This is a genomic window from Enterobacter sp. SECR19-1250 (assembly GCF_013391025.1).
GTDB classification, from domain to species: domain Bacteria; phylum Pseudomonadota; class Gammaproteobacteria; order Enterobacterales; family Enterobacteriaceae; genus Enterobacter; species Enterobacter cloacae.
Map to the genome: position 1 here is coordinate 1 of NZ_JACASJ010000018.1, position 16,746 is coordinate 16,746.

The window sequence follows — 16,746 nt, forward strand, 5'->3', positions numbered from 1 at the left end:
TATGGAAAACTGAATATGGCGTTCTGAGTCTTCCCACCATGATCGGGGAAGACCCTGATATATACACTAAAGCAGCACAATAACTATCTGTCAGGCAGTCTGCCGGGCCGGGATGCGAGGGAAAACTCCAGAAGGAATTGCTTAACTGTTACACACAGCTTCAACCCGGGCAGCTCCGCACGAGCAACCTGAAAGTGAATAGATATGATAAATGCAAATCGTCCGATAATGAATCTCGACCTCGATCTGCTGAGAACGTTTGTTGCGGTCGCAGACCTCAACACTTTTGCAGCAGCTGCTGCCGCAGTTTGCCGAACCCAGTCCGCCGTCAGTCAGCAAATGCAGCGTCTGGAACAACTGGTTGGTAAAGAGCTTTTTGCCCGTCATGGCCGTAATAAGCTCTTAACGGAACACGGTATTCAGCTACTGGGTTATGCCAGGAAAATACTTCGCTTTAATGACGAAGCATGTATGTCATTAATGTTTAGCAACCTTCAGGGTGTGCTAACGTTAGGTGCATCTGATGAGTCAGCGGATACTATATTGCCGTTCCTTCTTAATCGAATCAGTTCGGTTTATCCGAAACTTGCGCTGGATGTTAGCGTGAAGCGTAATGCTTTTATGATTGAGATGTTAAAAGAGAACGAGGTTGACCTCGTGGTCACTACGCATCGTCCCGGCCAATTTAATTGCCTGACGCTGCGAACGTCTCCTACGCACTGGTATTGCGCGGCGGAATATGTGCTTCAGCAAGGCGAGCCGGTTCCTCTGGTCTTACTGGACGATCCGAGCCCATTCCGCGATATGGTGCTGGCGGCGCTCAACGAGGCCAACATTCCGTGGCGACTGGCGTATGTGGCCTCCACATTGCCTGCCGTTCGCGCAGCGGTCAAAGCCGGCCTTGGCGTAACGGCGCGTCCGGTGGAGATGATGAGCCCGGATCTGCGGGTGCTGGGAAAATCCGATGGACTCCCTCCACTGCCGGATACGGAGTATCTGCTGTGCCACAACACGTCCAGTAACAACGAGTTGGCGAAAGTGGTGTTCGAAGCAATGGAGAACTACCATAACCCGTGGCAGTTCGAGCATGTTACCCACGAAGGGGGGGATGACTCCCTGATCGTTGAAGGTGACTTTGAGTGATCGAGAGCTCAAAATTCTGGTAACAAAATGTAAGTGTAAAAAAATGCCACTCGCGCGATTTTCGCATGGAGTGGCTTTTTTTTTGCACAAATTCTCTCCGCTAAAGCGAGTTAAATGAAAAGAGCTCTTAATTATCAATGAGTAAAATACAGTTGATTAAAGTCTGAACAAATTCTTTTCTCACTTCCTTCCCGCGCCAGGCATGTTAATAAAACAGGAAAGATGTTGCCGTTTTACTGGTTGAATTAACAAAAGCGTGTCTCAGATCAAGAAAATACTCCCATTTAGGGGGAGGAATCGTTGGCAAATCCTGTCAAAATAGGAGGGTTATTTTTTTTACTTCCAAAACGGACACGATTCAACAACATGCATTTGACGAAAAGTCAGGTAACCACCAGGGTTAAAGGGCACCAAATGTTAATGAGAATCGCTCGATGTAATTTAATGTGAAGAAACCTTTGTTAAAGTTGACAATAGGTTATAGAAAGGAGTAAAAAACCCCATCATTTTGCTGTCTACGTCTCATTTCTGACAGTTAGTGTAAGGTTATTTGTTCCTCCCCATGAATCGATGTGATGCCCATCTGCCAGCAAGAGCAGTGTCGTTGGTATCACTTTTGATGAGTAAGCAATGAGTATGTCAACATCCACAGAAGTCATCGCTCATCACTGGGCATTCGCAATCTTTCTTATTGTAGCCATTGGCCTGTGCTGCCTGATGTTAGTCGGCGGCTGGTTCCTGGGCGGTCGCGCCCGCGCAAGGCACAAAAACAACCCTTTCGAATCAGGTATTGATTCAGTAGGTTCCGCTCGCTTACGCCTGTCTGCCAAGTTCTATCTGGTAGCCATGTTCTTCGTCATCTTTGACGTGGAAGCGCTTTACCTTTTCGCATGGTCGACCTCCATCCGCGAAAGTGGTTGGGTAGGCTTTGTCGAGGCCGCAATTTTCATTTTAGTGCTACTGGCCGGTCTGGTTTATCTGGTGCGTATTGGCGCGCTTGACTGGACGCCTGCGCGTTCACGTCGTGAACACATCAACCCGGAAAACAGTATCTCTAATCGTCAGCAGTAACAGCGAGGCAATAAGATGGATTATACGCTCACCCGCATAGATCCTAACGGTGAGAATGACCGTTACCCCCTGCAAAAACAGGAGATCGTAACCGACCCCCTGGAGCAAGAAGTCAATAAAAGCGTGTACATGGGCAAGCTCGAACATGCCATGCACGATATGGTCAACTGGGGTCGTAAGAACTCCATCTGGCCATACAACTTTGGCCTTTCCTGCTGCTACGTTGAAATGGTGACGTCATTCACTGCGGTACATGACGTTGCGCGTTTTGGGGCAGAGGTACTGCGTGCATCCCCACGTCAGGCTGACCTGATGGTGGTGGCCGGTACGTGCTTTACCAAGATGGCACCGGTTATTCAGCGTCTTTATGACCAGATGCTGGAGCCAAAATGGGTTATCTCCATGGGCGCATGTGCAAACTCTGGCGGTATGTACGACATTTATTCCGTTGTGCAGGGCGTAGATAAGTTTATTCCAGTGGATGTATACATCCCGGGTTGCCCGCCACGTCCGGAAGCTTACATGCAAGCGCTGATGCTGCTGCAGGAGTCTATCGGTAAAGAACGCCGCCCGCTGTCGTGGGTTGTTGGCGATCAGGGTGTCTATCGCGCGAACATGCAGTCTGAGCGCGAGCGTAAACGTGGTGAACGTATTGCCGTCACCAACCTGCGTACGCCTGACGAAATTTAATTTGCGCCTGTGGACCTGGAGAACACCTTCGCATATCACTACTCAAATAGCGCGAAGCCAGGCTTAACAGTCACCACGGACCATTTGCAATGGTGAACAATATGACCGACTTAACCGCGCAAGAAGCCGCCTGGCAGACCCGGGATCATCTGGATGACCCCGTCATTAGCGAACTGCGCAACCGTTTTGGGCCGGATGCCTTTACTGTTCAGGCGACCCGCACCGGGGTACCCGTTGTTTGGGTGAAGCGTGAACAATTGCTGGAAGTTGTCGATTTCCTCAAGAAATTGCCAAAACCTTACGTCATGCTGTTTGACTTACACGGCATGGATGAACGTCTGCGCACGCACCGCCAGGGTCTCCCTGCTGCGGATTTTTCCGTTTTCTACCACCTGATCTCAATAGACCGCAATACGGATATCATGCTCAAGGTGGCCTTGTCTGAAAACGACATGCATCTGCCGACGCTCACCAAACTTTTCCCGAACGCCAACTGGTACGAGCGTGAAACCTGGGAAATGTTCGGTATGACCTTCGACGGCCACCCGCATCTGACGCGCATCATGATGCCGCAGACCTGGACCGGCCACCCGCTGCGTAAAGACTACCCGGCACGTGCGACTGAATTCGATCCGTTTGAGCTGACCAAAGCCAAGCAGGATCTGGAGATGGAAGCGCTGACCTTCAAGCCGGAAGACTGGGGCATGAAGCGCGGTACCGAAAACGAGGACTTCATGTTCCTCAACCTCGGTCCAAACCACCCGTCTGCGCACGGTGCATTCCGTATTATTCTTCAGCTTGATGGCGAAGAGATTGTCGACTGCGTTCCGGATATCGGTTACCACCACCGTGGTGCTGAGAAAATGGGCGAGCGTCAGTCCTGGCACAGTTACATTCCGTATACCGACCGTATCGAGTATCTCGGCGGCTGCGTAAACGAAATGCCTTACGTGCTGGCCGTTGAGAAACTGGCAGGCATCACCGTGCCGGATCGCGTTAACGTGATTCGCGTTATGCTGTCAGAACTGTTCCGTATTAACAGCCACCTGCTGTACATCTCCACGTTCATTCAGGACGTTGGCGCGATGACCCCGGTCTTCTTCGCCTTTACCGACCGTCAGAAAATTTACGATCTGGTGGAAGCGATTACCGGTTTCCGTATGCACCCGGCCTGGTTCCGTATCGGCGGTGTGGCACACGATCTGCCGCGAGGCTGGGACCGTCTGCTGCGTGAATTCCTTGACTGGATGCCGAAACGTCTGGCCTCGTATGAGAAAGCCGCGCTGCGTAACTCCATCCTGAAAGGCCGTTCCCAGGGCGTTGCTGCCTACGGCGCGAAAGAGGCGCTGGAGTGGGGGACCACCGGTGCTGGCCTGCGTGCGACCGGTATTGATTTCGACGTGCGTAAAGCGCGTCCTTACTCTGGCTATGAGAACTTCGACTTTGAAGTCCCGGTTGGCGGCGGTGTTTCCGACTGCTATACCCGCGTGATGCTGAAAGTAGAAGAGCTGCGTCAGAGTCTGCGCATCCTTGAGCAGTGCCTCAACAACATGCCGGAAGGCCCGTTCAAGGCGGATCACCCGCTGACGACGCCGCCACCGAAAGAGCGCACGCTGCAGCATATCGAAACCCTGATCACCCACTTCCTGCAGGTTTCCTGGGGCCCGGTCATGCCGGCACAAGAATCCTTCCAGATGATCGAAGCGACCAAGGGTATTAACAGTTACTACCTGACCAGTGACGGCAGCACCATGAGCTACCGTACCCGCGTGCGTACGCCGAGTTTTGCGCACCTGCAGCAGATCCCGTCCGCCATCCGCGGCAGTCTGGTCTCCGACCTGATTGTGTATCTGGGTAGTATCGATTTTGTTATGTCAGATGTGGACCGCTAATTATGCACGAGAATCAACAACCACAAACCGAGGCTTTTGAGCTGAGTGAAGCAGAGCGTGCTGCCATTGAGCACGAGATGCACCACTACGAAGACCCGCGTGCGGCGTCCATTGAAGCGCTGAAAATCGTACAGAAACAGCGTGGTTGGGTGCCGGATGGGGCGATCTATGCGATCGCAGAAGTGCTGGGTATCCCGGCCAGTGACGTAGAAGGCGTAGCCACGTTCTACAGCCAGATCTTCCGTCAGCCGGTGGGCCGCCATGTGATCCGCTACTGTGACAGCGTTGTCTGCCACATTACCGGTTATCAGGGCATTCAGGCTGCGATTGAGAAAAAACTCAATATCAAGCCGGGCCAGACCACGTTCGATGGTCGCTTTACTCTGCTGCCAACCTGCTGCCTGGGTAACTGCGACAAGGGGCCGACCATGATGATTGATGAGGATACTCACAGCCATCTGACGCCGGAAGCCATTCCTGACCTGCTGGAGCAGTACAAATGAAAACTGTAATTCGTACTGCTGAGACACATCCGCTGACCTGGCGTCTGCGCGATGACAAACAGCCGGTATGGCTCGACGAATACCAGAGCAAAAACGGCTATGCCGGGGCGCGTAAAGCCCTGGGCGGCATGGCGCCAGACGACATCGTTAATGCGGTGAAAGAGTCGGGTCTGAAAGGCCGCGGCGGCGCGGGCTTCTCCACCGGTCTGAAGTGGAGCCTGATGCCAAAAGATGAATCCATGAACATCCGTTACCTGCTGTGTAACGCGGATGAAATGGAGCCGGGTACCTATAAAGACCGTCTGCTGATGGAGCAACTGCCGCACCTGCTGGTGGAAGGCATGTTGATCTCCGCGTTCGCGCTGAAAGCGTACCGTGGTTACATCTTCCTGCGCGGTGAGTACATCGAAGCGGCGGAAAACCTGCGTCGCGCGATTGCCGAAGCGACCGAAGCGGGCCTGCTTGGCAAAAACATTCTCGGCACCGGGTTTGACTTCGAGCTGTTCGTGCACACCGGTGCAGGGCGTTATATCTGCGGTGAAGAGACCGCGCTGATTAACTCCCTGGAAGGCCGCCGTGCGAACCCGCGTTCCAAGCCGCCGTTCCCGGCAAGCTCCGGTGTGTGGGGTAAACCGACCTGTGTGAACAACGTCGAAACCCTGTGTAACGTTCCGGCTATCCTCGCCAACGGTGTGGAGTGGTATCAGGGCATCTCCTCAAGCAAAGATGCCGGTACCAAGCTGATGGGCTTCTCCGGGCGCGTGAAAAACCCTGGCGTCTGGGAACTGCCGTTCGGTACCACCGCCCGCGAAATTCTTGAAGACTACGCCGGTGGCATGCGCGATGGCCTGAAATTCAAAGCCTGGCAGCCGGGTGGGGCAGGGACAGACTTCCTGACCGAAGCCCACCTTGACCTGCCGATGGAATTCGAAAGCATTGGTAAAGCAGGCAGCCGTCTGGGTACGGCGCTGGCGATGGCCGTCGACCACGAGATCGGCATGGTCTCGCTGGTGCGTAACCTGGAAGAGTTCTTCGCCCGTGAGTCCTGCGGCTGGTGTACACCGTGCCGTGACGGTCTGCCGTGGAGCGTGAAGATCCTGCGTGCTATCGAACGCGGCGAAGGCCAGCCTGGTGATATCGAGACACTTGAGCAACTGTGTCGATTCTTAGGGCCGGGCAAAACCTTCTGTGCCCACGCACCGGGTGCCGTCGAGCCGCTGCAGAGCGCGATTAAATATTTCCGCGACGAATTCGAAGCAGGCATCAAGCAGCCGTTCAGCAATACCCATTCAATCAATGGTATTCAGCCGAACCTGCTGAAAGCACGCTGGTAAAAACAGAATTTTGATTAACGCTCGAAGCAATTCGAGACAACTGGAAGCATGCTAATGGCTACGATTCATGTAGACGGCAAAGAATACGAAGTCAACGGGGCGGACAACCTGCTGGAAGCTTGTCTGTCTCTTGGCCTCGATATTCCGTACTTTTGCTGGCATCCGGCGCTGGGCAGCGTCGGTGCTTGCCGCCAGTGTGCGGTGAAGCAATATCAAAACGCGGAAGACACGCGTGGTCGCCTGGTGATGTCCTGTATGACGCCAGCCACCGAAGGCACCTTTATTTCGATTGATGACGAAGAAGCAAAACAGTTCCGTGAAAGCGTTGTGGAATGGTTGATGACCAACCACCCGCACGACTGCCCGGTCTGTGAAGAGGGCGGCAACTGCCACCTTCAGGATATGACCGTAATGACCGGTCACAGCTTCCGTCGCTATCGCTTTACTAAACGTACGCACCGTAACCAGGACCTGGGGCCGTTCATCTCTCACGAAATGAACCGCTGCATCGCCTGCTACCGCTGCGTGCGTTACTACAAAGATTACGCAGACGGTCAGGATCTGGGTGTGTATGGCGCACATGACAACGTCTACTTCGGTCGTCCGGAAGACGGTACGCTTGAGAGCGAATTCTCCGGTAACCTGGTAGAAATCTGTCCGACCGGCGTATTCACCGATAAAACTCACTCCGAGCGTTACAACCGTAAGTGGGACATGCAGTTTGCACCAAGCATCTGCCAGCAGTGTTCGCTGGGCTGTAACACCAGCCCGGGTGAGCGCTACGGCGAAATGCGTCGTATCGAAAACCGTTACAACGGTACCGTAAACCATTACTTCCTGTGCGACCGCGGTCGTTTCGGCTATGGCTATGTAAACCTGAAAGACCGTCCGCGTCAGCCGGTTCAGCGCCGTGGCGACGACTTTATCACCCTGAACGCTGAACAGGCGATGCAGGGTGCGGCAGATATTCTGCGTCAGTCGAAGAAAGTGATCGGTATCGGCTCCCCGCGTGCCAGCATCGAAAGCAACTTCGCGCTGCGTGAGCTGGTGGGGGCAGAAAACTTCTACACCGGTATCGCTCAGGGCGAGCAGGAACGTCTGCAGCTGGTACTGAAAGTGCTGCGCGAAGGCGGTATTCATACCCCTGCGCTGCGCGAAATCGAATCGTATGATGCGGTTCTGGTGCTGGGCGAAGATCTGACGCAGACCGGCGCTCGCGCGGCTCTGGCGGTTCGCCAGGCGGTGAAGGGTAAAGCACGTGAAATGGCAGCGGCACAGAAAGTGGCTGACTGGCAGATTGCGGCAATCCTCAACATCGGCCAGCGCGCGAAGCATCCTCTGTTTGTGACGAACGTCGACAATACCCGTCTGGACGATATCGCCGCGTGGACCTACTGCGCGCCGGTTGAAGATCAGGCGCGTCTTGGCTTTGCCATTGCTCATGCGCTGGACAACAATTCTCCGGCCGTTGAACTGGATCGTGACCTGCAAAGCAAAGTCGACGTGATTGTTCAGGCGCTGGCGGGGGCGAAGAAACCACTGATTATCTCCGGGACTAACGCCGGTAGCGCCGAGATCATTCAGGCTGCAGCGAACGTCGCCAAAGCCCTGAAAGGCCGCGGTGCGGACGTTGGTGTCACCATGATTGCCCGTGCGGTGAACAGCATTGGTCTGGGTATGATTGGCGGCGGCTCGCTGGAAGAAGCGTTAAGCGAACTGGAGTCCGGTGCTGCTGACGCCGTTGTGGTGCTGGAAAATGACCTGCATCGCCATGCCTCTGCCGCGCGCGTTGACGCTGCGCTCTCTAAAGCACCGCTGGTGATGGTAATCGACCATCAGCGCACCGCGATTATGGATAAAGCGCACCTGGTGCTCTCTGCGGCAAGCTTCGCAGAAAGCGACGGTACGGTTATCAACAACGAAGGCCGCGCACAGCGTTTCTTCCAGGTTTATGACCCGGCGTACTACGACAGCAACACCGTGATGCTGGAAAGCTGGCGCTGGCTGCACTCCCTGCACAGCACCGTGCAGAGCCGTGAAGTGGACTGGACGCAGCTCGACCACGTTATCGATGCGGTAGTCGAAAAACTGCCTCAGCTGGCGGGCATTAAAGATGCCGCGCCTGAAGCGAGCTTCCGTATTCGCGGCCAGAAACTGGCGCGTGAACCGCACCGTTACAGTGGCCGTACCGCGATGCGTGCCAATATCAGCGTGCACGAACCGCGTCAGCCGCAGGATAAAGACACCATGTTCGCCTTCTCCATGGAAGGGAACAACCAGCCGTCTGCGCCGCGTTCACAGATCCCATTCGCATGGGCGCCGGGCTGGAACTCCCCGCAGGCGTGGAACAAGTTCCAGGCGGAAGTGGGCGGTTCACTGCGTCACGGCGATCCGGGCGTGCGTCTGATTGAAGCCTCCGAAACCGGTCTGGACTTCTTCACGACCGTTCCGGCGAGCTTCCAGGCGCAGGACGGTAGCTGGCGTATTGCGCCGTACTACCATCTGTTTGGTAGCGACGAGCTGTCCCAGCGTTCACCGGTATTCCAGCAGCGTATGCCGCAGCCGTACATCAAGCTCAACCCGGCAGACGCCGCGAAGCTTGGCGTTAACGCGGGTGCGAACATTGCCTTTAGCTACGAAGGCCAGACCATCAGCCTGCCGCTGATTATCTCTGAAAGCCTGACAGCAGGGCAGGTCGGTCTGCCGATGGGTATGCCTGGCATCGCGCCGGTACTGGCGGGTGCGCGTCTTGATAACCTGCAGGAGGCAAAAGCATGAGTTGGTTAACGCCGGATCTTATCGACATCCTGCTGAGCATTCTGAAAGCGATTGTCATTCTGCTGGTGGTGGTCACCTGTGGTGCGTTCATGAGCTTTGGTGAACGTCGTCTGCTTGGTCTGTTCCAGAACCGTTATGGACCAAACCGCGTTGGCTGGGGTGGTTCACTCCAGCTGGTCGCGGACATGATCAAGATGTTCTTCAAAGAGGACTGGATCCCACGCTTCTCGGATCGCGTGATCTTTACGCTGGCACCGATGATCGCCTTCACCTCGCTGCTGCTGGCGTTTGCTATCGTTCCTGTCAGCCCGACCTGGGTGGTGGCTGACCTGAACATCGGCATTCTGTTCTTCCTGATGATGGCAGGACTCGCGGTTTACGCGGTACTGTTCGCAGGCTGGTCCAGTAACAACAAATACTCGCTGCTGGGTGCGATGCGTGCTTCCGCGCAGACGCTGAGCTACGAAGTGTTCCTGGGGCTCTCCCTGATGGGCGTGGTGGCGCAGGCCGGTTCATTCAACATGACCGACATCGTTAACAACCAGGCCGACATCTGGAACGTTATCCCGCAGTTCTTTGGTTTTGTTACCTTTGCTATCGCGGGCGTGGCGGTGTGTCACCGTCACCCGTTTGACCAGCCAGAAGCCGAACAGGAACTGGCCGACGGTTACCACATTGAATATTCCGGTATGAAATTCGGTCTGTTCTTCGTGGGCGAGTACATCGGTATCGTCACCATTTCCGCGTTGATGGTAACGCTGTTCTTTGGTGGCTGGCATGGCCCGTTCTTACCGCCGTTCATCTGGTTCGCGCTGAAAACCGCGTTCTTCATGATGATGTTCATTTTGATTCGCGCAGCGTTACCGCGTCCGCGTTATGACCAGGTAATGTCCTTCGGCTGGAAAGTGTGCCTGCCGCTGACGCTCGTCAACTTGTTGGTAACGGCGGCTGTCATTCTCTGGCAGCAGCCATAAGGGGCTATAGACCATGACCTTAAAAGAATTACTGGTAGGCTTCGGTACCCAGGTACGCAGTATCTGGATGATCGGCCTGCACGCGTTTGCCAAACGCGAAACCCGGATGTACCCGGAAGAGCCGGTATATCTGCCGCCGCGCTACCGTGGCCGTATCGTGCTGACGCGCGACCCGGACGGTTCCGAGCGCTGCGTTGCCTGTAACCTGTGTGCGGTAGCGTGTCCGGTAGGCTGTATCTCTCTGCAGAAAGCAGAGACGGTAGACGGCCGCTGGTACCCTGAGTTCTTCCGCATCAACTTCTCACGCTGCATCTTCTGTGGTCTGTGTGAAGAAGCGTGCCCAACCACGGCGATTCAGCTCACCCCGGACTTCGAACTGGGTGAGTACAAGCGTCAGGACCTGGTGTACGAGAAAGAGGATCTGCTGATTTCCGGTCCGGGCAAATACCCGGAATATAACTTCTACCGGATGGCGGGTATGGCAATCGACGGCAAAGATAAGGGCGAAGCAGAGAACGAAGCCAAGCCTATCGACGTCAAGAGCCTGTTACCGTAAGGAGAGGGCAATGGAATTCGCTTTTTATATCTGTGGCCTTATCGCCATCCTGGCTACGCTACGAGTGATTACGCACACCAATCCGGTGCATGCGCTGCTGTACTTAATCATTTCGCTGCTGGCTATTTCCGGGGTGTTCTTTGCGCTCGGCGCGCACTTTGCCGGTGTGCTGGAAATCATCGTTTACGCCGGTGCCATCATGGTGCTGTTCGTCTTCGTGGTGATGATGCTGAACCTGGGCGGCTCTGAAATTGAGCAGGAACGTCAGTGGTTAAAACCGCAGGTGTGGATTGGCCCGGCAATTTTGTCGGCCATCATGCTGGTGGTGATTGTTTATGCCATTCTCGGCGTGAACGACCAGGGCATCGACGGTACGCCAATCGGCGCGAAAGAAGTGGGTATCACGCTGTTTGGCCCATACGTTCTGGCGGTTGAACTGGCCTCTATGCTGCTGCTGGCGGGTCTGGTTGTTGCCTTCCACGTTGGTCGCGAAGAGCGTGCTGGTGAGGTGCTGAGCAACCGCACTGACGACCGCGCGAAAAGAAAAACGGAGGAACGCGCATGATCCCCTTAACACATGGACTGATCCTCGCTGCGATTTTATTCGTTCTGGGCTTAACCGGTCTGGTTATCCGCCGCAATCTGCTGTTTATGCTGATCGGTCTGGAAATCATGATTAACGCCTCCGCGCTGGCCTTCGTGGTCGCCGGAAGCTACTGGGGCCAGACCGATGGTCAGGTGATGTACATTCTCGCCATCAGCCTCGCGGCTGCCGAAGCGAGTATTGGCCTGGCGCTGTTGCTGCAGCTCCATCGTCGCCGCCAGAACCTGAACATCGATTCAGTAAGTGAGTTGCGTGGATGAACATGCTTGCCTTAACCATTATTTTTCCGCTGATTGGCTTCGTGCTGCTGGCGTTTTCTCGCGGCCGCTGGTCTGAGAATCTGTCTGCGACCGTCGGCATGGGATCTGTCGGTCTGGCTGCGCTGGTAACAGCGTATGCGGGTATCGATTTCTTCAACAACGGGCGTCAGGCCTTCAGCGTGCCGCTGTGGACCTGGATGTCGGTCGGTGATTTCAACATCGGTTTTAACCTGGTGCTGGATGGTCTCTCGCTGACCATGCTCTCCGTGGTGACCGGCGTGGGCTTCCTGATCCATATGTTCGCCTCCTGGTACATGCGCGGTGAAGAGGGCTACTCCCGCTTCTTCGCCTACACCAACCTGTTTATCGCCAGCATGGTGGTTCTGGTGCTGGCCGATAACCTGCTGCTGATGTATCTGGGCTGGGAAGGCGTGGGTCTCTGTTCGTACCTGCTGATCGGGTTCTACTACACCGATCCGAAGAATGGCGCAGCGGCCATGAAAGCGTTCGTCGTGACCCGTGTGGGTGACGTCTTCCTCGCGTTCGCGCTGTTCATTCTCTACAACGAACTGGGCACGCTGAACTTCCGCGAAATGGTGGAACTGGCGCCGGCACACTTCGCCGCAGGCAACAACATGCTGTGGTGGGCAACGCTGATGCTGCTGGGTGGTGCTGTGGGTAAATCTGCACAGCTGCCGTTGCAGACATGGCTGGCCGACGCGATGGCGGGTCCAACCCCTGTCTCCGCGCTGATCCACGCCGCGACCATGGTCACCGCCGGTGTGTACCTGATTGCGCGTACCCATGGCCTGTTCCTGATGACCCCGGAAATTCTGCATCTGGTGGGTATCGTCGGTGCGGTCACGCTGGTGCTGGCAGGCTTTGCCGCTCTGGTGCAGACCGACATCAAACGCGTTCTTGCTTATTCCACCATGAGCCAGATTGGCTACATGTTCCTGGCGCTGGGCGTTCAGGCGTGGGACGCGGCGATTTTCCACCTGATGACGCACGCGTTCTTTAAAGCGCTGCTGTTCCTCTCATCCGGTTCCGTGATCCTGGCCTGCCATCACGAGCAGAACATCTTCAAGATGGGCGGGCTGCGTAAGTCCATCCCGCTGGTGTATGTCTGCTTCCTGGTGGGCGGCGCGGCGCTGGCGGCACTGCCGCTGATTACCGCGGGCTTCTTCAGTAAGGACGAAATCCTTGCCGGTGCCATGGCGAATGGTCATATCAATCTGATGGTTGCGGGTCTGGTCGGTGCGTTCATGACCTCCCTGTATACCTTCCGTATGATTTTCATCGTATTCCACGGTAAAGAACAAATTCACGCTCATGCAGGGAAGGGGATTACTCACCACCTGCCGCTGATTGTGCTGCTGGTCCTGTCCACCTTCGTTGGCGCGATGATTGTGCCGCCGCTGCAGGGTGTACTGCCAGACACCACCGAGCTTGAGCACGGCCGCGTTCTGACGCTTGAAATCACCTCTGGTGTGGTCGCTATCGCGGGTATCCTGATTGCTGCATGGCTGTGGCTGGGCAAACGCATGCTGGTGACAGCCGTTGCCAACAGTGCGCCAGGCCGCCTGCTGGGCACCTGGTGGTACAACGCGTGGGGCTTCGACTGGCTGTACGACATGATCTTCGTTAAGCCGTTCCTGGGCATTGCGTGGCTGCTGAAGCGCGACCCACTGAACAGCCTGATGAATATCCCGGCGATCCTCTCCCGCTTTGCAGGTAAAGGCCTGCTGTACAGCGAGAACGGTTACCTGCGCTGGTATGTGGCGTCCATGAGCATCGGTGCGGTTGTCGTGCTGGCGCTGCTGATGGTGTTGCGTTGATCGTAAAGTGAATTTTATTCGAATTCGTTGAAAATCAGGCCCCTTCTGGGGGCCTTAAAAAGGAATGTAAATCGCCATGTTACTACCCTGGCTAATATTAATTCCCTTCATCGGCGGCTTCCTGTGCTGGCAGACTGAACGCTTTGGCGTGAAGATGCCGCGCTGGATCGCGCTGATCACCATGGGATTGACGCTCGCGCTTGGTCTGCAACTTTGGTTGCAGGGTGGCTACTCCCTGACCCAGTCTGCGGGCATTCCGCAGTGGCAGTCTGAGTTTATCCTGCCTTGGATCCCGCGTTTCGGCATTACGATCCACCTGGCGATTGACGGTCTGTCGCTGCTGATGGTGGTGCTGACCGGTCTGCTCGGCGTTCTGGCGGTACTTTGCTCCTGGCGAGAAATCGAAAAATACCAGGGCTTCTTCCACCTGAACCTGATGTGGATCCTGGGCGGCGTAATCGGCGTGTTCCTTGCCATCGACATGTTCCTGTTCTTCTTCTTCTGGGAGATGATGCTGGTGCCGATGTACTTCCTGATCGCGCTGTGGGGCCATAAGGCGTCCGACGGTAAAACGCGTATCACGGCGGCCACCAAGTTCTTCATCTATACCCAGGCGAGTGGTCTGGTGATGCTGATTGCCATTCTGGCGCTGGTGTTTGTGCACCACAATGCGACCGGTGTCTGGACCTTCAACTACGAAGACCTGTTGAAGACCCCGATGTCTCACGGTGTGGAATACCTGCTGATGCTCGGCTTCTTCATCGCCTTCGCGGTGAAAATGCCGGTCGTACCACTGCACGGCTGGCTGCCAGACGCGCACTCTCAGGCGCCAACCGCAGGTTCTGTTGACCTAGCGGGCATCTTGCTGAAAACAGCAGCCTACGGTCTGCTGCGTTTCGCGCTGCCACTGTTCCCGAACGCGTCCGCTGAGTTCGCACCGATTGCCATGTGGCTGGGTGTGATTGGTATCTTCTACGGTGCCTGGATGGCGTTCACGCAGTACGACATCAAACGTCTGATTGCGTACACCTCCGTTTCCCACATGGGCTTCGTGCTGATTGCTATCTACACCGGCAGCCAGCTGGCGTACCAGGGCGCGGTGATCCAGATGATTGCGCACGGTCTGTCCGCAGCCGGTCTCTTCATCCTCTGTGGTCAGCTGTACGAACGTCTGCACACCCGTGACATGCGTATGATGGGCGGTCTGTGGAGCAAAATTAAGTGGCTGCCAGCGCTGTCCATGTTCTTCGCGGTGGCGACCCTGGGTATGCCAGGTACCGGTAACTTCGTCGGCGAATTTATGATTCTGTTCGGCAGCTTCAAAGTGGTACCGATGATTACCGTCATCTCCACCTTTGGTCTGGTGTTCGCGTCCGTCTACTCGCTGGCGATGCTGCACCGTGCTTACTTCGGTAAAGCGAAGAGCGAAATTGCTGCACAAGAACTGCCGGGGATGTCGCTGCGTGAGCTGTTCATCATCCTGCTGCTGGTCGTACTGCTGGTGCTGCTGGGCTTCTTCCCGCAGCCGATTCTGGATACCTCGCACTCCGCGATGGGTAATATCCAGCAGTGGTTTGTTAATTCTGCTTCTACTACAAGGCCGTAATTCGCCATGACAATAACTCCACAACAACTGATCGCGCTGCTACCGCTGCTGATCGTCGGATTGACGGTGGTGGTTGTGATGCTCTCCATTGCGTGGCGACGCAATCACTTCCTGAATGCCACGCTGTCGGTCATCGGACTGAACGCCGCGTTAGTCTCTCTCTGGTTTGTTGGCCAGGGCGGGGCGATGGACGTCACCCCGCTGATGCGCGTTGACGGCTATGCCATGCTGTACACGGGGCTGGTTCTGCTGGCGAGCCTGGCGACCTGTACCTTTGCCTATCCGTGGCTCGAAGGCTACAACGACAACAAAGAAGAGTTTTACCTGCTGGTACTGATTGCCGCACTCGGCGGCATTCTGCTGGCGAATGCAAACCATCTGGCTGCGCTGTTCCTCGGCATTGAGCTTATCTCTCTGCCGCTGTTCGGCCTGATTGGTTACGCCTTCCGTCAGAAGCGCTCTCTGGAAGCGAGCATCAAGTACACCATCCTGTCTGCTGCTGCCTCGTCCTTCCTGTTGTTTGGTATTGCGCTGCTGTACGCGCAGACCGGTAACCTTTCGTTCATGGCGCTTGGCAAGAGCCTCGGCGACGGCATGCTGCACGAGCCGCTGCTGCTGGCGGGTCTGGGCATGATGATTGTTGGCCTCGGCTTTAAACTTTCTCTGGTTCCGTTCCACCTGTGGACCCCGGACGTTTACCAGGGCGCACCGGCGCCGGTTTCTACCTTCCTGGCGACGGCGAGCAAAATCGCCATCTTCGGTGTGGTCATGCGCCTGTTCCTGTACGCACCGGTAGGTGACAGCGAAGCAGTTCGCACGGTGCTGGGGGTTATCGCGTTCGTCTCCATCATCTTCGGTAACCTGATGGCGCTGAGCCAGACCAACATTAAACGTCTGCTGGGTTACTCCTCGATCTCTCATCTGGGCTACCTGCTGGTGGCACTGATTGCGCTGCAGAGCGGTGAGATGTCGATGGAAACCGTAGGCGTTTACCTGGCCGGTTACCTGTTCAGCAGCCTCGGCGCGTTCGGCGTGGTGAGCCTGATGTCCAGCCCGTACCGTGGCCCGGATGCAGATTCACTGTTCTCCTACCGTGGCCTGTTCTGGCACCGTCCGATCCTGTCTGCGGTGATGACCGTGATGATGCTCTCTCTGGCGGGTATCCCAATGACGCTGGGCTTCATCGGTAAGTTCTACGTGCTGGCTGTCGGTGTGCAGGCGCACCTGTGGTGGCTGACTGCGGGCGTGGTTATCGGCTCGGCAATCGGTCTGTACTACTATCTGCGTGTGGCCGTGAGCCTGTATCTGAGCGCGCCTCAGCAGCTCAACCGTGACGCACCAGGCAACTGGCAGTACAGCGCAGGTGGTATTGTGGTGCTGATCTCCGCGCTGCTGGTGCTGATCTTCGGTATCTATCCGCAGCCGCTGATTGATATCGTGCAGCGAGCAATGCCGCTGATGTAAAAGCAAAAAACCCGCCTCGGCGGGTTTTTTTAT

General features: G+C 55.8%; 14 protein-coding genes. All 14 read left to right on the plus strand.

Annotated features, from left to right (window positions below):
* Window positions 1-204: 204 nt before the first annotated feature.
* The gene (lrhA, locus tag HX884_RS07005; protein ID WP_029881734.1) at window positions 205-1,143 is read left to right on the plus strand and encodes a transcriptional regulator LrhA; all 939 of its coding nucleotides are present in this window, start codon (window positions 205-207) and stop codon (window positions 1,141-1,143) included.
* A 630-nt stretch (window positions 1,144-1,773) separates the two neighbouring features.
* On the plus strand, window positions 1,774-2,214 hold the full coding sequence (gene nuoA, locus HX884_RS07010) for an NADH-quinone oxidoreductase subunit NuoA (RefSeq protein ID WP_178327902.1): 441 nt from the start codon (window positions 1,774-1,776) through the stop codon (window positions 2,212-2,214).
* Between the two features lie 15 nt (window positions 2,215-2,229).
* A complete protein-coding gene (gene nuoB, locus HX884_RS07015) occupies window positions 2,230-2,904 on the plus strand; it encodes an NADH-quinone oxidoreductase subunit NuoB (RefSeq protein ID WP_003861482.1) in 675 nt (224 codons plus the stop codon).
* Between the two features lie 89 nt (window positions 2,905-2,993).
* Window positions 2,994-4,796: an NADH-quinone oxidoreductase subunit C/D gene (gene nuoC / locus HX884_RS07020; RefSeq protein ID WP_178327903.1), complete on the plus strand. Its 1,803-nt coding sequence runs from the start codon at window positions 2,994-2,996 to the stop codon at window positions 4,794-4,796.
* Window positions 4,797-4,798: 2 nt separating this feature from the next.
* Window positions 4,799-5,299, plus strand: coding sequence for an NADH-quinone oxidoreductase subunit NuoE (gene nuoE / locus HX884_RS07025; RefSeq protein ID WP_003861486.1), 501 nt, complete (start codon window positions 4,799-4,801; stop codon window positions 5,297-5,299).
* Window positions 5,296-6,633: an NADH-quinone oxidoreductase subunit NuoF gene (nuoF, locus tag HX884_RS07030; RefSeq protein WP_003861487.1), complete on the plus strand. Its 1,338-nt coding sequence runs from the start codon at window positions 5,296-5,298 to the stop codon at window positions 6,631-6,633. The genes nuoE and nuoF overlap by 4 nt, the downstream gene beginning before the upstream one ends.
* 54 nt (window positions 6,634-6,687) lie before the next feature.
* On the plus strand, window positions 6,688-9,411 hold the full coding sequence (gene nuoG / locus HX884_RS07035) for an NADH-quinone oxidoreductase subunit NuoG (protein WP_178327904.1): 2,724 nt from the start codon (window positions 6,688-6,690) through the stop codon (window positions 9,409-9,411).
* A complete protein-coding gene (gene nuoH / locus HX884_RS07040; protein ID WP_013098104.1) occupies window positions 9,408-10,385 on the plus strand; it encodes an NADH-quinone oxidoreductase subunit NuoH in 978 nt (325 codons plus the stop codon). Before nuoG ends, nuoH begins: the two co-directional genes overlap by 4 nt.
* A gap of 13 nt (window positions 10,386-10,398) precedes the next feature.
* Complete coding sequence (gene nuoI, locus HX884_RS07045) at window positions 10,399-10,941, plus strand: NADH-quinone oxidoreductase subunit NuoI (RefSeq protein WP_003861491.1); 543 nt, start codon at window positions 10,399-10,401, stop codon at window positions 10,939-10,941.
* A gap of 10 nt (window positions 10,942-10,951) precedes the next feature.
* Window positions 10,952-11,506, plus strand: a complete 555-nt coding sequence (gene nuoJ / locus HX884_RS07050; protein ID WP_178327905.1) for an NADH-quinone oxidoreductase subunit J — start codon at window positions 10,952-10,954, stop codon at window positions 11,504-11,506.
* On the plus strand, window positions 11,503-11,805 hold the full coding sequence (nuoK, locus tag HX884_RS07055) for an NADH-quinone oxidoreductase subunit NuoK (RefSeq protein WP_003861496.1): 303 nt from the start codon (window positions 11,503-11,505) through the stop codon (window positions 11,803-11,805). The genes nuoJ and nuoK overlap by 4 nt, the downstream gene beginning before the upstream one ends.
* Window positions 11,802-13,643 carry an NADH-quinone oxidoreductase subunit L gene (gene nuoL / locus HX884_RS07060; protein ID WP_178327906.1) on the plus strand — a complete coding sequence of 614 codons (1,842 nt, stop codon included), beginning with the start codon at window positions 11,802-11,804 and terminating at the stop codon, window positions 13,641-13,643. The genes nuoK and nuoL overlap by 4 nt, the downstream gene beginning before the upstream one ends.
* Before the next feature lie 76 nt (window positions 13,644-13,719).
* Window positions 13,720-15,249, plus strand: a complete 1,530-nt coding sequence (gene nuoM, locus HX884_RS07065) for an NADH-quinone oxidoreductase subunit M (protein ID WP_013098102.1) — start codon at window positions 13,720-13,722, stop codon at window positions 15,247-15,249.
* Window positions 15,250-15,255: 6 nt separating this feature from the next.
* Entirely contained in the window at window positions 15,256-16,713 is a 1,458-nt protein-coding gene (nuoN, locus tag HX884_RS07070) for an NADH-quinone oxidoreductase subunit NuoN (RefSeq protein ID WP_095439739.1), read from the plus strand.
* Window positions 16,714-16,746 lie beyond the last annotated feature (33 nt).

Excerpts from the sequence above, each read along its gene's own strand:
- lrhA (WP_029881734.1), top strand. The coding sequence starts at position 205 with ATGATAAATGCAAATCGTCCGATAATGAATCTCGACCTCGATCTGCTG.
- nuoA (WP_178327902.1), top strand. The coding sequence starts at position 1,774 with ATGAGTATGTCAACATCCACAGAAGTCATCGCTCATCACTGGGCATTC.
- nuoB (WP_003861482.1), top strand. The coding sequence starts at position 2,230 with ATGGATTATACGCTCACCCGCATAGATCCTAACGGTGAGAATGACCGT.
- nuoC (WP_178327903.1), top strand. The coding sequence starts at position 2,994 with ATGGTGAACAATATGACCGACTTAACCGCGCAAGAAGCCGCCTGGCAG.
- nuoE (WP_003861486.1), top strand. The coding sequence starts at position 4,799 with ATGCACGAGAATCAACAACCACAAACCGAGGCTTTTGAGCTGAGTGAA.
- nuoF (WP_003861487.1), top strand. The coding sequence starts at position 5,296 with ATGAAAACTGTAATTCGTACTGCTGAGACACATCCGCTGACCTGGCGT.
- nuoG (WP_178327904.1), top strand. The coding sequence starts at position 6,688 with ATGGCTACGATTCATGTAGACGGCAAAGAATACGAAGTCAACGGGGCG.
- nuoH (WP_013098104.1), top strand. The coding sequence starts at position 9,408 with ATGAGTTGGTTAACGCCGGATCTTATCGACATCCTGCTGAGCATTCTG.
- nuoI (WP_003861491.1), top strand. The coding sequence starts at position 10,399 with ATGACCTTAAAAGAATTACTGGTAGGCTTCGGTACCCAGGTACGCAGT.
- nuoJ (WP_178327905.1), top strand. The coding sequence starts at position 10,952 with ATGGAATTCGCTTTTTATATCTGTGGCCTTATCGCCATCCTGGCTACG.
- nuoK (WP_003861496.1), top strand. The coding sequence starts at position 11,503 with ATGATCCCCTTAACACATGGACTGATCCTCGCTGCGATTTTATTCGTT.
- nuoL (WP_178327906.1), top strand. The coding sequence starts at position 11,802 with ATGAACATGCTTGCCTTAACCATTATTTTTCCGCTGATTGGCTTCGTG.
- nuoM (WP_013098102.1), top strand. The coding sequence starts at position 13,720 with ATGTTACTACCCTGGCTAATATTAATTCCCTTCATCGGCGGCTTCCTG.
- nuoN (WP_095439739.1), top strand. The coding sequence starts at position 15,256 with ATGACAATAACTCCACAACAACTGATCGCGCTGCTACCGCTGCTGATC.